Raw genomic sequence first — 14258 nt, forward strand, 5'->3', positions numbered from 1 at the left:
AGTAGCGTTCGTGATTCATGCTGGCTTAGAATCCGGTGACCGATTCGATGGTCGCGCTGGCGACTTCGGGATACTGCTCGACACCGGCGAACAGGACGAGGTGTTCGCCGAGGCGACGGACGCGCTCCGCGGCGGTCGGGTCGGTCAGTTCGCCGTCCGCAAACGACGAGTGCGCGTCGGAGACGCCGACTTCGAGGGGAAGCGTCCACGCGTTCAACGCTCGGCAGACGGACCGAAGGTGTTCGAGGGCGGACGTCGGAAACCGGCCGCCGGACACGGCGAGCAACCCGACCGTCTTGTCTTCGAACTCCTCGAAGCCGCAGTAGTCGAGCGCCGTCTTCAGCGGCGAGGAGTACGACCCGTGGTACATCGGCGTGCCGAGCAAAATTGCGTCGGCGTCTCGGAGCGTCCGTCGAAGCGATTCGGCGTCTGCCGGGGACGCTTCGTCCGCGTCCACCAGCGGCAGGTCGTAGGTGCGCAGGTCGACGAGCGTCGTCGTCGCACCGGCCGCTTCCGCCGCATCGAGTGCCGTCCCGAGGGCGGCCCGCGTTCCGCTTTCGTCGCGCAGGCTCCCGCACAGCGCGACCACGTGAGTATCGGGTTCCATCTTCGTCGGAAGAGGCTACCGCCGACAGCCACTAAAGCGCTCGCTGAAGACGGATACAGTTGTCCGTCTGTCACTTCCGCCGACCCGACCAGAAGAGATTACCCGGTCGATGGAAAACCGCCGTCACGAGATGCAGGACGAGTTCGAATCGGCGACCGAATCGTCGGTCGCATCGACCGAGGCGCTCACGCTCATCGGCAACGACGTTCGGGCGGGAATACTCAACGCGCTCAGCGACGCCCGGGGCGGGGAGGGAAACCCGCCCGCGCTCTCGTTCTCGGAGCTGCGCTCGCGCGTGGGCGCGGACGTTGACAGCAGTCGGTTCAACTATCACCTCCAACAGCTCGTCGGTGAGTTCGTCGAGCGGCGGGACGACGGCCACTCGCAACTCGTCGAAACCGTGGTCGAACAGGCGGGGACCGGCTACGCGCTCCGTCCGGAGGGGACGTTGCTCACGCGAACGATTCGCGCCACGACGGACGGAGACGGCGCGTCCCTCTCCCCGACGGAACTCGATACGGACTGTTACTTCTGCGGGGAACCCGTCGAGGCGATGTACGAACACGCCCTGTTCAAGATACAGTGTCCGGGCTGTTCGTACCTGTACGAGTACGACTTCACGCCGCCCGGCGTCCTGCACGGCGACGACGGGAGCATCGTCGCACAGGCCAGCGAGTACAACCGGTCGGTTCGCCTCGCGTTCGCGCGGGGGGTCTGTCACCTCTGCGGGAATACGGTGGACACGACGTTCGTCGAGCCGTCCGAGACGGGCTATCCGCGCCCCGACAAACGCGCTGTGTGCATCAACCGCTCGTGTGACCGCTGTAATCACCGGAACTACTTGCGGCTCGGCGAGGCCCTCTTCGGAAACCCCGCTCTCATCTCGTTCTGCCACGAGCGGGGTCTCGACGTGACGGCGACGCCCATCTGGAAGGTCGAATTCGCCGCAACCGACCGCTACGTGACCGTCCGCTCCACGGACCCGTGGGAAGTCGCGCTTCGCGTTTCCCTCGACGGCGACACGCTCGAACTCGTCGTGGACGAGGAACTGAGCGTCGTTGAACACTCGATTTCGTAACCGAAGCCACGCGGCGCTACTCCCAGAGGGCGTACAACTCGTCCCGCGGCGGGTCGGTGATTTCCGCGTCGTCCAGCGCGAGCGCGCCGTCGCCTTCGACGACGCGTCCGATGACGGCGGCCGGGATTCCGCCCCCTCGAACCGCGTCGAGCGCCTCCTCGACCGACTCCTCGGGGACCGCCGCGAGGAGCGCCCCGGAGCCGAAGATGCGGAGCGGGTCCACGCCCATGGTGTCACAGAGGTCGCGGGTCGCGTCCCGGACCGGCACGTCGTCGCGGGCGACTTCGAGGCGCACGCCGGAAGCTTCCGCCATCTCCAACAGTCCGGTGACCACGCCCCCCTCCGTCGGGTCGTGCATGGCGTGAGCGTACTCGCGGAGGTGGCGGGCGTCCTCGGCGACGCTGATCTCCTCGAAGAACGATTCGCCGCGTTCGGCCGCCGGGCCGACTTCCGCGCGGAAGTCGGTGGCGAGGATAGCCGTGCCCTCGATTCCGGCACCCTTCGTCAGAATCAGTCGGTCGCCCGGTTCCGCCCCGCCGGTCGGGACGAACTCGTCGGCGAGTCCCATGCAAGTCATCGTGACCATCGGCCGCGAGAGGTCGGGCGCGTACTCGGAGTGGCCGCCGACGATGGCGATGTCGAGTTCGGTCGCCGCCTCGTCTATCTGTCGGGTCACGACATCCAGCGTCTCCCGGTCGTCGTCGGGGAGGAAGACGACGTTCGTCAGCCATCGCGGGTCGGCCCCGGAGCAGGCCACGTCGTTGCTGGCGACGTTGACCGCGAGCGTGCCGAGTCGTTCACGCGCCAGCGAGAGCGGGTCGGAACTGACGACGAGCGTTCGCTCTCCCACCTCGATTGCGGCGGCGTCCTCGCCGTAGCCGGGACCCACTGAGACGGCCTCGTCGCTCGCGCCGGTTCGAGAGACGACGAGCGCGAGGTCCTCCGGGTCGAGTTTACCGATCATGCTCCGACGTTCACACGACGTGCCAATGTGCGTTTCGTCGTGGCGCGGTTGCGGTTTCGTCGCGGTGGGACGTCAGTTTCGTCGTGGCGTGGTCGTCGAATTCACCACGATGATTTCGGCGGGGTACGAGACGACCGCTCCGCTCGCGTCACGGGACTAGTTCTTTTGTGCATGCTGTCGTATCCAGTGTGGGGGTATCATGGCAGACAGAATGCAGACCGGACCGGTCCTGATACTGGGGGAGGAGGCACAGCGAACGATCGGACGCGACGCCCGCGAGATGAACGTCACCGCCGGGCGAGCGGTCGCCGAGGCGGTACGCACCACGCTCGGCCCGCGAGGAATGGACAAGATGCTCGTCGATTCTATGGGAGACGTCGTCGTCACCAACGACGGCGTGACCATCCTCACGGAGATGGACATCGAACATCCGGCGGCGACGATGGTCGTCGAAGCCGCCGAAACCCAAGAGGACGAGACGGGGGACGGGACGACAACGGCGGTCATCCTCGCCGGGGACCTGCTTCGCCGGGCGGAGGAACTGCTCGAACAGGGCGTCCATCCGACCACGGTCGCGCGCGGCTACCGACAGGCGAGCAGGGAAGCGTCACGGGTCCTCGAATCGGCGGCGCATCCGGTCGAAGAGAGCGACCTGCTCGTCGAAATCGCCCAGACGGCGATGACGGGGAAGGGGGCCGAAGCGGCCAAGCAGGCACTCTCGGAAATCGTCGTGCAGGCGGTTCGCGCGGTCCGCGACGACGAGAGCGACGACATCGACCTCTCGAACGTCACCGTGGAGACGGTCGTTGGGGGAGCCATCTCGGGGTCGGACATCGTGGAGGGCGTCGTGGTGGACAAGCAGCGCGTGAACGACGACATGCCGTGGCACGTCGAGGACGCCACCATCGCGCTGGTCGATACGCCCATCGAGGTACAGGAGACCGAGGCGGATACGGCGGTCAGCGTCACCGACCCGGACCAACTCGAGCAGTTCCTCGACCGCGAGGAGGCACAACTCCGGGAGATGGTCGATAGAATCGCCGACAGCGGCGCGAACGTCGTCTTCTGCCAGAAGGGCATCGACGACCTCGCACAGCACTACCTCGCACAGGAGGGCATCCTCGCCGTTCGCCGTGCGAAACAGAGCGACGTGAACCACCTCGCGCGGGCGACGGACGGCCGCGTCGTCTCCAGCCTCGACGACATCGACCCCGACGACCTCGGGCACGCCGGGCTCGTGGCCGAACGCGACGTGGCGGGGGATACCCGGATTTTCGTCGAGGAGTGTGACAACCCGCGAAGCGTCACCCTGCTCCTCCGCGGCGGCACCGAACACGTCGTCGAGGAGGTCGAGCGGGCCGTTCACGACAGCCTCGGCGTCGTCCGCGTGGCCCTGCTGGACGGGCGGGTGTTACCGGGCGGCGGCGCACCCGAAACCGCGCTCGCGCTCGCCCTCCGGGAGTACGCCGATGGCGTCGGCGGCCGGGAACAGCTCGCGGTCGAGGCGTTCGCCGACGCGATGGAGGCGATTCCCCGCACGTTGGCCGAAAACTCGGGCGTCAGCCCCGTCGACGCAATCACGGAACTCCGAAGTCGGCACGACGCCGGGGAGGAGAGCACCGGAATGAACGCCGAAACCGGCGACGTCGTGGACATGCTCGACGCGGGCGTGGTCGAACCACTCCGCGTCAAGACCCAAGCCATCCAGAGCGCGACCGACGTCGCCGAACTCCTGTTGCGCATCGACGACGTGATTTCCGCGGGCGACCTCGGCAAGAGCGAGGACGAAGCGGGCGGCCCCGAGATGGGTGGCATGGGCGGTATGGGAGGAATGGGCGGTATGATGTAGGACGGGAGCGAGAGCCGGAGTCTCGTTTTGATTTCCAACGGGGTGCGGTGTTCGCGGAGTTTGTGGACAGCGACGAGCGGAGAATATTCTCGGCATTCCTCGCGCGGGATGTGAGTTGTCGTGAGTACGATTCGTAGCTTGTTTTGAGTACGATTCGTAGCAAACTTCGAACGCCCCTGCCCGCTCGCTACGAGTTGGTAGTTCTTCTGTGACCGCGTGTACAGACGTCAATGAAACCACCACCGCACCGCAACCACACCGCACCACTCCCTCCCCAACCGATTCGCTCCACTCCGGAAGAGCACGCTCTTCCGTGCTCTCGTTCGTTGCACTCACGAGAACCCCGTTCCGCTCATCCACCGTCAGAGCGAAGCTCTGACGAGCCATTCGTTCGTTCCTTCGTCACTCACGAAGACCTCGCACGCTATCAACACAGCCCATCGGACGATCGCTGTCCTCTGGGCTGTGCCAGCGCGCGCCACATCGAAAAGTCAGTGAAAATCAGGCAGTCGTCACACTTTCGACTCCCGAACCGGGCCGAAACCGAGAAATCGGCTCTATCGCGGCGTCTCGGTGCCCCACTTGTCGAGGGCGACTTTCAGTTCGGGGTGGTCCTCGGCGTACGCTTCGAGCGGGATGCCCGCCACCGTGGCATCGACGGATTGGCGGAGCGCGGCCGCGCCCGCGCGGGTGCCGTCGGGGTGGCCGTGGACGCCGCCGCCCGCCTGGATGCAGATGTTCGTCCCCTCGCGGTCGATAAGTTCGGCGACGAGGCCGGGATGCAGGCCGCCGGAAGCGACGGGGAGCACGTCATTCATACCGTAGAGGTCGGAGTAGAGCCACTCGTTGATACCCACCGTGTCCTCGTTTTCGAGTTTGCCGAGGTCGGCGGTGCCGGTGTGGAGTTGGTCCACGCCGCAGATGCGGGCGATTTGCGCGAGGACGCGCATCGAGACGCCGTGGGTCGGAATACGGTCGAACGCGGCGTGCATCGCGCGGTGGGCGTGGATGGCGAGGCCGAGTTCCTCACAGCGCTCGCGGACGCTCTGGACGGCGCCCCAGCCGGTCGTGATGACGTCCACCATCACGTACTCACAGCCCTGTTCGGCCACCATGTCGGCGCGTTCGAGCATGGTGTTCGTGTCCGCCGTGATGTTGACGAGGTAGCTCTTCTTCTCGCCCGTCTCGTCCTGTGCGTCGTCCCGCATGGCGAGACTCTGGGTGAGGCGGTCGGCGAAGGGGTTGAAATCTTGGTCGGTGAGGTTCTCGTCGTCCTTCAGGAGGTCGAGGCCGCCGACCCACGCCTCGTAGCCGATTTGGGCGTGCTGGTCGGTCGAGAGGCCGACCTTCGGCTTGGGAACCGTGGCGGTGATGGGTCGCTCGCCCGCGTCGAAAATCTCGTTTCGAACGCCGCTGCCGAACTGCGGGCCGGGGAAGGAGGTGGTGAGCGGTTCTGGCCAGTCGCAATCGAGCAGGCGAATCCGCTCGACGGCCTTCATGCCCATGATGTTGCCCGCGATGCAGGAGAGTACCTGTGGCATGCTCCCGTCCTCGAACAGCGCGTCCGGGTAGGCGACTTTCACTTCGTTCCCGTCGATGCTGAACGTCGTGGCGCTCAGGTCGGTGATGCTCCCTTCGACTTGGAGTTCGGCCCACGTCCCGTTCGAACTCTCGCTGGCGACGCGGCTCGCCGCGTCCTCCATGTCCATGTCGGCGGCCGGTTCGACGTGGAAGGTGCAGACGAGTTCCGATTCGGCGGGGGTGTATCCAAGGTCGAGGAAGTCCTCGTACTTTATGCCGGGCATAACCCGTACCTTCACCGTCGTTGGTTAAAAATCCACCCGCCAGTTTCGGGAAACGTGGGTGAACGGGAGGTTCGATGTGCGGCACTTCGTGTCGGAAAACGGAACTCTTATGCTATCATCCGGAAATCGATTCGTATGAATCGACGGGGATTCGTCCGAGACGGTTGCTCGCTCTCCCTTTTGGGCGGTACCGGGGGGTGTCTCTCCGACGAGTGGGGAAACGAACCCGCACACAGAGACGGTAACGGTGTATAACCGCCTCGACAGGAAGACGACCGTTTCGCTCGACGTGCGGCGACCCGAGAAGCGCGTCTTCTCCGGGCGCGAGTCGATTCCCGCGCCGGGGTCGTGGGACGTTCCCGACGAGTTCGGACCCGGAAGCTAAGACCTCTCCGTCGAGGTTTCTGCTGGCCCGTCGGCACGGACGTCGTGGAAGGTCCCGGAGGACGGTCCCGACCGAGGGTTAGGCATCGAGATACGGCGGTCGGGAATCGAAATCATCCCGTGGGTCGATTGAACCCCGCGACACCGACCGCGCGACTCGGCCACCACTTCCACGTCGTTCCACCGGAAGACCGTAACGCGTACTCGTGGGCGGAACCGCGGGGACGAACGGGACTGTTCGCAGGGGACGTGTAGCGCGAGTAGTCGAGACGACTACCAGAGCGTTCGCCCGCTTTCGTCCACCTGTCCGACCCAGTGCAGGTGCGCGAAGGGGACGAACGCGAGGAAGTCGCCGTCCTCGTCGAACAGTCGAACGCCGGGACCTTCGATTTCGTACTCGGCGCACTCTATCTGCTCGCCGTCGGAAATCTGTGCCTTGAACATGGGGACACACACGACCGGCGCGACCTAAAAAATGACCCCGCCAAAGCTTTGGTCGAGAACGTCGTGTCAGGGGTATGGTTCGAACGTACGGGTTCGAAGGGGGTGAGCCGTCGGTGCACGAGGACGCCCACGTCTGCCGGGAGGCGACCGTGGTGGGGGACGTCGAAATCGGTGCCGACGCGAGCGTCTGGCCCGGTGCCGTCCTCCGGGGTGACGTGGCACCGGTGCGCGTCGGCCGGGAGTCGCACGTCGGCGACAACGCGGTCCTGCACGCCTCGACGGTCGGCGACAGGGTGATGGTCGGTCACGGCGCGGTGTTGAACGACGCGGAAGTCGGCGACGGGTCGCTCGTCGGGTTCAACGCGACGATAAACAGCGACGTTCGAATCGGCGAGCGGAGCATCGTCGCGGCCGGGACCGTGACGCTCGAATCGGCCGATATTCCGCCGGAATCGTTCGTTCGGGGGATTCCCGCGCGGGTGACGCCGCTGTCGGAGACAACCATCGACGCGGAGGAAATCTTCGAGTCGTACTCCTCCGGGGAGTACACCGGGCTTGCGAAGCGCCACGGAACGCTGTTCGAGTAGGGCGTCAAGACAGTGGCCGAGTGGGAGGGTCGGCCGCGAAGCGCGCCCGGTTCCACACGATAATAAAGTAACTTGCGAGCGCAACCCACGCAGTGATTCGTTTCAGCGGCCCAGATACGGGACGAGCGACATAATGAACAAAACCGTTGACGGTACCGTCTCCGAGACGGAGGAGCGGGAGGGCGTTTCCGCGACACCGCCGTTCGGAGACCGAGAATTGGTCCTCGTATCCAACAGGGAGCCATACGTGCACGAACGCGACGACGACGACATCAGCGTCGCCCGTCCAGCGGGTGGCCTGACCTCCGCGCTCGACCCGATGATGGCGAGCACGGGCGGGACGTGGGTCGCGTGGGGGAGCGGCGACGGCGACGAGGAGATGAGCGACGAGAACGGGTGCGTGCGCGTCCCCCCGGAGTCACCCTCCTACGAGTTGAAGCGCGTCGCCCTCTCGGAGGAACAGGTGACCAACTACTACTACGGCTACAGCAATCAGGTGTTGTGGCCCCTCTGTCACTCGGACATCGCCAAGATGACGCCGAAACCGGAGTTCTGGCGACACTACCGCGAGGCGAACGAGCGCTTCGCCGACGCGATACGGGAGCGGGTGGACCCGTCTGAAGCGGTTATCTGGTTTCAGGATTACCACTTCGCGCTCGCGCCACGGTTGATCCGCGAGTCGGCACCCGATGCGTTCTGCATGCAGTTCTGGCACATTCCGTGGCCGTCGTGGGACGTGTTTCGAAGTTGCCCGGAACACGACGAACTCCTCGACGGGTTGCTGGCGAACGACCTGCTCGGCTTCCACACCGACCGCTACTGCCGGAATTTCCTCGACTGCGCCTCGAAAGCGTTGGGTGCGGACGTGAACCGCGAGACGGGAGTGATTCGCTACGACGGGCGAACGGTTCGCGTCGAGTCCTTCCCGCTCGGCATCGACGCCGTGGAGCGACGACGGCTCGCGGGGTCGGCGGAGGCTGACGAAGCGTGGGAATCCCTCCGGGACGCGTACCCGCTCGGGGCGGAGCAGTTGGCGCTCGGCGTCGATAGACTCGATTACACGAAGGGAATCGAACAGCGGCTGACTGCCCTCGAACAGCTCTGGGAGGAGCGACCGGAGTGGCGCGGACGGCTCACGTATGTCCAGAAGGCGAGCGAAAGTCGGAGCCGAATCGACGACTATCAGCGCGTCCAAGCGACCGTGACAGGGGAAATCGAGCGGATAAACGAGCGATTTGGAACGGACGCGTGGCGACCCATCGTGTACATCGACGACCGACTCTCGATGGCCGAACTGGCCGCCCTGTACCGGGAGGCGGACGTGGGGCTCGTGAGTTCCCTCCGTGACGGGATGAACCTCGTGGCGAAGGAGTTCGTCGCCTCGCAAGTGGACGACCCCGGCGTGTTGGTCCTCAGCGAACTCGTCGGCGCACACGAGGAACTCGGGGAGGCGGCGATGACGGTGCATCCGAACGACGCCGAAGCGTTCGCGGACGGCATCGAGCGAGCACTGACGATGGACCGGCCGGAACGGTCGAACCGCATGACGCAGCTGCAAGCCGAGGTCGAGGAGAACGACATCGAGGCGTGGAAGAACGACGTGCTTCGGCACGCCGGAGAGGTCTTGAACGGGAAGCGACGTGCGGACCGCGACGGCGCGTGACTCACCGCGCTTCCAGTTCGGCTTCCACGTCGTTCGTCAACTGACGGAGGCCGTCGCTGATTTCGACCGGATAGGTGCCGGGGGAGCGCAATTCGCGGCAGTCGTCGGGCAGTTTTCGACGGCGCGTCCCCGCCCGATCCGCAATCGCGCCGAGTTCGGGCGAGTCGGCCACCCTGTCTCCGTCCTCGAAGACGGTGACGAGTTGTTCCTCGCCCGCGACGTCCTCGCCGCGCAACGCGAGCACGTCCTTCTCGTAGCCGCCGTCTCCGACGCGGCGAACGCTCTTCGCGCCGGGGTACGTGACCTTGCCCGACGACAGTTTCATGCTCGGGCGCATCTCGCCGTCGCGCTCGATTTCCGTGAGTTTGTACACGAGGTCGAGCGACGGGGCGTCCCTGCTCGTCGTCAGCGCGGTACCGGGACCGAACCCGGTCGCCACGCCGCCGTCCCGGAGGAAGTCCGCGATTTTGTACTCGTCCATGCCCGAGGAGACGAAGATGGGTCGGCCGTCGACGATTTCCGCGACCTCATTCGAGAGCGGGGCGAGGTCGCCCGAATCGAGGCGCACGCCGACTTCGGCATCGTGGTCTTCCGCCACGTCCATCGCCAATTTCGCGCCCTCGACGGTATCGTAGGTGTCCACGAGCAGAATCGTGTCCTCGTGATACTGTTCGAGGAACGTCTCGAACGCCTCCCGTTCGTTCTCGAAGCTCTGGACCCACGAGTGGGCCATCGTCCCGTAAACGGGGAGCGAGAACGCCTCTCCGGCCGCCACGAGTGAGGTACCGTCGAAGCCGCCGATGACGGCGGCGCGAGCGGCTTTCATCCCGGCGTCGGTACCGTGGGCGCGTCGGGAACCGAAATCGACGAGCGACTGGTCGTCGCCGTAGCGTTCGACGGCCTCGCGCATCCGGGCGGCTTTCGTCGCCACGAGGCTCTGAAAGCCGACCTGATTCAACACCAGCGTCTCGAACAACTGGGCCTCGAAGATGGGTGCGGTCACCTCCAGCAGGGGTTCGTCGGGGAAGACCGGCGTCCCCTCGGGGAGCGCGCGCACCCGCCCCGTGAACTCGAAGTCCGCGAGTCGAGCGAGGAAGTCCTCGTCGAATCCGCGATTTCGAAGATAGTCGATGGCTTGCTCGCCGAACGAGAGGGCCTCGATGTACGCCATCGCCTGTTCCAGCCCGGCCGCGATGACGAAACCCCTGTCAGTCGGAAGTCGGCGGAAGAAGAGGCTGAACGTCGCTTGCGGGTCGTGGTCCGCGGCGTGATAGCCCTGCAACATCGTCAGCTCGTAGAGGTCGGTGAACAGTCCCAGATTCTCGGGCGTGATGTATCCGAATCGGTCCTCGTCGTCCGCGTTGGTCCCCACCATAGCCACTGGGACCACGCCGCGTCAGTAATAGTTAGGGGAGGAAATCGCGAGGTAGAAGGGAACGCCGAGCAACCCGACTCCGGCGAGAGGCGTTTATTCGTGGGGACCCTACGCCCTTCCATGAACTTGGAATCGCTCAAACCGGATTTCCTCACGCCGAACTGGAAGTGTAACTCGTGCGGGAAGGAATACTGGCGTAACCGACGGCAGTGCAGTCGCTGTCAGAGCACGGTCTTCGACAGGATCCGTTAGTCGAGAAAGAACAATCGGCCGGGAACGTCGAGCCAACTATTAGCAACAGAGCAATAAGTGTTTTGAGCCGAGTTAGCGAATGACATACCGATGCCGGGAGAAACGTCGGTACGAGTCGGAGTCTTCAGCCTTCACAACAGCAAGGAGACGAAAGCGATTTTGAACGCCGTCGAAGCGTTAGGTCACAACCCCGTCTGGCTTCGTCGGGAGAACACGTCGGTCGAGATACGGGACGGCGAACTCGTCCTCGAACCGGACGTGGACGTCATCGCCAATCGGTTGTTGCTCTCCAAGACGGAGTATCCCGACGAACTGTTGGGACTGGTGAACCTGTACGCGAGCGTCGTCCCGACGCTCAACCCACCGATGTCGGTGTTACGGGCGACACACAAGTTCGCCGCCGCGGTGCGACTGGCCGAGGAGGGGGTTCGGGTCCCGGACGCCATCCTCGCGCTCTCGACGGAACGACTCAACGAACTCTGTGACCCCTACGGCACCGAGGCTGTGTACAAGACCGCCATCGGGACCCACGGCGGCGGCACGTGGAAGGTCGACCTGAACGACCCCATCAGCTCCCGCGTCGGAAAAAGACAGGCGTTCGTCCAACAACTCATCGAACAGGACGACGACGGCCCGCACAGCGACCTCCGCGTCTACGTGGTCGGCGATTCCGTCCTCGGCGGGATGATTCGTTCCGCCCCTGACGAGGAGTGGCGGACGAACGTCGCGCTCGGGGGAGACGTACGCGCGGCGGGCGACGTACTCACGGACGAAGTTTCACGAACCGCACTCGACGCGGCGAACGCCATCGGCCTCGACTACGCCGGGGTCGACCTCATCCGAAACGAGCGCGACTGGTACGTCCTCGAAGTCAACCCGACCGCGGGATTCAAGGGGTTCTTCGAGGCGACCGGCCACAGTCCGGCACCCCACATCGCTCGCGCCGCCATCGAAACGGCGGGCGGGTCCGTGGACGAAGACCGGGTCGTCGAACTGACCGCGACGCTCGACGACACCGTTCCCGCCTGCAAACCATCGACGAGTCGCCGGGACCTCTCGGAGCAACCGACCATCGGTTACACGACGGAGGTCGTCGTCAGCGGGACGTCGGGGTCGGCGACGGTCGTCGCAAAATCTGATACGGGTGCGAGTCGGACGAGCATCGACACCGGCGTCGCGGCGGACGTCGGCGCGGGACCCATCCGTCGAACCTCGCGGGTGCGCTCCGGGAGTTCGAAGTCGAGTCGCACGCGTCCGGTGGTCGATATCGTCGTCGGCATCGCCGGGAACCACTACACCGTCTCCGCGAACATCGAGGACCGAAGCCACATGGAGAATCCCGTCCTCCTCGGCCGCGACATCCTCGAACACTACCAAGTGGACATCAGCAAGCGGGTGGGCGAGGAGGACACCACCATCGAGGAATGAGGTTGGGGGAGTGAGGTCGAGAGGAGAGAAATCAAAGGGGGAGTCGGAGGAAAGGGAACCACAGACGCCGCTCGGGAGCGGACGAAGTGTTGCCGTTTTACAATCGCTGGCGAGAAAGAAAGGGACGATGCGGAACGACAGTCTCACCGGTCGAATTCTCCTCTCGGTGACAGCGCTCGTCGCGTTGACAGGCGCGCTCGTCGCCGGACTGCTGTTCGTCTCGTGGACGGTGGGCGGGGTCGTCGCCCCTTCCTGTTCGCACCGCGCGTCTGGGGCCTTCGCGTTCGAAATCGGCTCGACGACATCGGCAACTGGCTGTTCAGGACGCACCCATCGACGGAAAAACGGTGTGAACTGCTTCAATCGTGGTCGTAAGCGGTCGTCGCGGTGGGGGGTTGTGGTCGCGGTCACGGTGGTGATGTTCGTCGCGGGAGGAGTGTTCGGACGTCGGTGGTTCGCCGTCGCCGTTTTCCGAGTCCGCCAATATTCCCACCTCCCCCGACCTTTATCCCGGAAAGCGACCCACTTCCAGTATGGAACGCTACGACGCCCTCTATCGGCTCTACGACGAGTTCGACGCGAAAACCCTCAGAGCGTATCAGGACTTCGTGGACGTGTTTCCGCCGGTCGATTCGCGGGTCGCGTTGGAACACTGGCAGTCCGCGAGCGACGAACTGGAGGGGAGAAAGGACGAGATTCGGGAGGAGTTCGACGCGGGCGAGACGTACGCGGACGTGGCGGCCCACGCCACGCGCGACCAAGCGTTCACCGCGCTCGACCTCTACTCGAAGTACGGCCGGTCGGTGAACGCGCTCGTGCTGGACGTGGACGAGACGCTCCGGTCGGCGGGCGGAACGGACAACGAGATTCCGCGGGAGGTACTCAACCTGTTGACCGAGTTCCACGAGAAGGGCGTCCCCATCGTCGTCTGTACCGGTCAGACGCTGGAGAACGTGAAGGGGTTCACGATTCAGGGACTCGGCAACGAAATCGTCCACTCCGGCACGGTGAGCATCGTCTACGAGGCGGGAACCGGCGTGTTCACGCCGGGCCACGGCGCGGAGACCAAACGACTGCTGTTCGAGGACTTGGACGACGACATCCGGGACGTCTTCGACACCGTGCGCTCGCAGGTGCTCTCGTCCGCGCCCGAGGAACTCCGGCGGGGACCCACCTGCAGGGTAACGAGTTCAACATCACGATGAAGCCGAACTTCGAGACGGGGAGCGCGAAGGCGGTGGAAGTCATCGACGACGCGCTGGTCTACCAACTCGACCTGCTCGGCGAGACGGTGGTCGAAGACGGAAGCGAGTGGGCGCGGACCTACTACGCCCACAGCGACCCCGAAATCCGCGGCGTGCTCGAAGCGCAAGGCGGAATGCCGGACGCGGACGTGGAAGCGATTCCGGAGGACGTGCGGGACACCTTCGACCGAATCGACGTGGCCTACTACGAGGGTGACGCCGCCGAAATCGGAAGCCGGGAGTTGAACAAGGTCGTCGGCGTGGAGGCCGCGTTGGACGTCCTCGGCGTGGACGACCCGTTCACGCTCGTCATGGGCGACAGCAAGAGCGACCTGCGCGTGATGCAGTGGGTGGACGAGAACGACTACGGCATCGGTGCCGCGCCGGAACACGCCTCCCGCGACGTGCTGGACCACGTGGTTCGCACCGACGAACTCATCTTCGACCGCGGAAAGGCGGGCGACGTGCTTCGGACGGTGTACGCGCTGAATCGGTTGGCGCGACTGGGGTGAGAACTCAGTCGTACCAGTACGCGATGCCGACGACGGAGAGCGGAACCGTCGCAAGCCAGAGGAGAA

The 14258-nt window shown here is 65.0% G+C and carries 15 protein-coding genes and 1 pseudogene; 9 read left to right on the forward strand and 7 right to left on the reverse strand.

Annotated elements, in window-relative coordinates:
• Positions 1-25: 25 nt before the first annotated feature.
• Positions 26-607, reverse strand: coding sequence for an NADPH-dependent FMN reductase (locus BG842_RS20935; RefSeq protein WP_069452318.1), 582 nt, complete (start codon positions 605-607; stop codon positions 26-28).
• Positions 608-737: 130 nt separating this feature from the next.
• Here BG842_RS20935 and BG842_RS32065 point away from each other — a divergent pair, with 130 nt between their 5' ends.
• Positions 738-1685 carry a hypothetical protein gene (locus BG842_RS32065; protein WP_254663354.1) on the forward strand — a complete coding sequence of 316 codons (948 nt, stop codon included), beginning with the start codon at positions 738-740 and terminating at the stop codon, positions 1683-1685.
• Between the two features lie 16 nt (positions 1686-1701).
• On the opposite strand, the gene BG842_RS20945 is transcribed toward BG842_RS32065, so the two are convergent.
• The gene (locus BG842_RS20945; RefSeq protein ID WP_069452319.1) at positions 1702-2649 is read right to left on the reverse strand and encodes an AIR synthase family protein; all 948 of its coding nucleotides are present in this window, start codon (positions 2647-2649) and stop codon (positions 1702-1704) included.
• On the opposite strand from BG842_RS20945, the gene BG842_RS30230 reads away from it, so the two are divergent.
• Together BG842_RS30230 and thsA are read left to right on the forward strand one after the other, a co-directional pair.
• The gene (locus BG842_RS30230) at positions 2648-2809 is read left to right on the forward strand and encodes a hypothetical protein (RefSeq protein WP_175424237.1); all 162 of its coding nucleotides are present in this window, start codon (positions 2648-2650) and stop codon (positions 2807-2809) included. The genes BG842_RS20945 and BG842_RS30230 overlap by 2 nt on opposite strands.
• A gap of 51 nt (positions 2810-2860) precedes the next feature.
• Complete coding sequence (gene thsA, locus BG842_RS20950) at positions 2861-4498, forward strand: thermosome subunit alpha (protein WP_069452320.1); 1638 nt, start codon at positions 2861-2863, stop codon at positions 4496-4498.
• 557 nt (positions 4499-5055) lie between these two features.
• Here the strand turns inward: thsA and rbcL are convergent.
• Complete coding sequence (rbcL, locus tag BG842_RS20955; protein ID WP_069452321.1) at positions 5056-6303, reverse strand: type III ribulose-bisphosphate carboxylase; 1248 nt, start codon at positions 6301-6303, stop codon at positions 5056-5058.
• 247 nt (positions 6304-6550) lie between these two features.
• On the opposite strand from rbcL, the gene BG842_RS32070 reads away from it, so the two are divergent.
• Complete coding sequence (locus tag BG842_RS32070) at positions 6551-6688, forward strand: hypothetical protein (protein ID WP_254663355.1); 138 nt, start codon at positions 6551-6553, stop codon at positions 6686-6688.
• Between the two features lie 128 nt (positions 6689-6816).
• Positions 6817-6942 carry a hypothetical protein gene (locus BG842_RS32605; protein ID WP_256388562.1) on the forward strand — a complete coding sequence of 42 codons (126 nt, stop codon included), beginning with the start codon at positions 6817-6819 and terminating at the stop codon, positions 6940-6942.
• An 18-nt stretch (positions 6943-6960) separates the two neighbouring features.
• Here the strand turns inward: BG842_RS32605 and BG842_RS28140 are convergent, their stop codons facing one another.
• Complete coding sequence (locus BG842_RS28140; protein ID WP_175424238.1) at positions 6961-7131, reverse strand: hypothetical protein; 171 nt, start codon at positions 7129-7131, stop codon at positions 6961-6963.
• Positions 7132-7205: 74 nt separating this feature from the next.
• On the opposite strand from BG842_RS28140, the gene BG842_RS20965 reads away from it, so the two are divergent.
• Both BG842_RS20965 and BG842_RS20970 read left to right on the forward strand, forming a co-directional pair.
• Positions 7206-7718 (forward strand): gamma carbonic anhydrase family protein, encoded by a 513-nt coding sequence (locus BG842_RS20965; protein WP_069452322.1) that lies wholly within the window; start codon positions 7206-7208, stop codon positions 7716-7718.
• A 133-nt stretch (positions 7719-7851) separates the two neighbouring features.
• A complete protein-coding gene (locus BG842_RS20970) occupies positions 7852-9381 on the forward strand; it encodes a trehalose-6-phosphate synthase (protein WP_069452323.1) in 1530 nt (509 codons plus the stop codon).
• A gap of 1 nt (position 9382) precedes the next feature.
• On the opposite strand, the gene BG842_RS20975 is transcribed toward BG842_RS20970, so the two are convergent.
• Entirely contained in the window at positions 9383-10756 is a 1374-nt protein-coding gene (locus BG842_RS20975; protein WP_069452324.1) for a nicotinate phosphoribosyltransferase, read from the reverse strand.
• Positions 10757-11098: 342 nt separating this feature from the next.
• On the opposite strand from BG842_RS20975, the gene BG842_RS20980 reads away from it, so the two are divergent.
• Positions 11099-12436: a RimK/LysX family protein gene (locus BG842_RS20980; protein ID WP_069452325.1), complete on the forward strand. Its 1338-nt coding sequence runs from the start codon at positions 11099-11101 to the stop codon at positions 12434-12436.
• A 97-nt stretch (positions 12437-12533) separates the two neighbouring features.
• Here the strand turns inward: BG842_RS20980 and BG842_RS30235 are convergent, their stop codons facing one another.
• Together BG842_RS30235 and BG842_RS30240 are read right to left on the reverse strand one after the other, a co-directional pair.
• Positions 12534-12698 carry a hypothetical protein gene (locus tag BG842_RS30235; protein WP_175424239.1) on the reverse strand — a complete coding sequence of 55 codons (165 nt, stop codon included), beginning with the start codon at positions 12696-12698 and terminating at the stop codon, positions 12534-12536.
• Between the two features lie 57 nt (positions 12699-12755).
• Positions 12756-12920 (reverse strand): hypothetical protein, encoded by a 165-nt coding sequence (locus BG842_RS30240; RefSeq protein WP_175424240.1) that lies wholly within the window; start codon positions 12918-12920, stop codon positions 12756-12758.
• Between the two features lie 49 nt (positions 12921-12969).
• Between BG842_RS30240 and BG842_RS20985 the strand changes: the two are divergent.
• A pseudogene (locus BG842_RS20985) lies at positions 12970-14192 on the forward strand (HAD family hydrolase).
• The last annotated feature ends 66 nt before the right edge of the window (positions 14193-14258 follow it).

The sequence above is a fragment of the Haladaptatus sp. W1 genome (assembly GCF_001723155.1).
Taxonomy (GTDB): domain Archaea; phylum Halobacteriota; class Halobacteria; order Halobacteriales; family Haladaptataceae; genus Haladaptatus; species Haladaptatus paucihalophilus.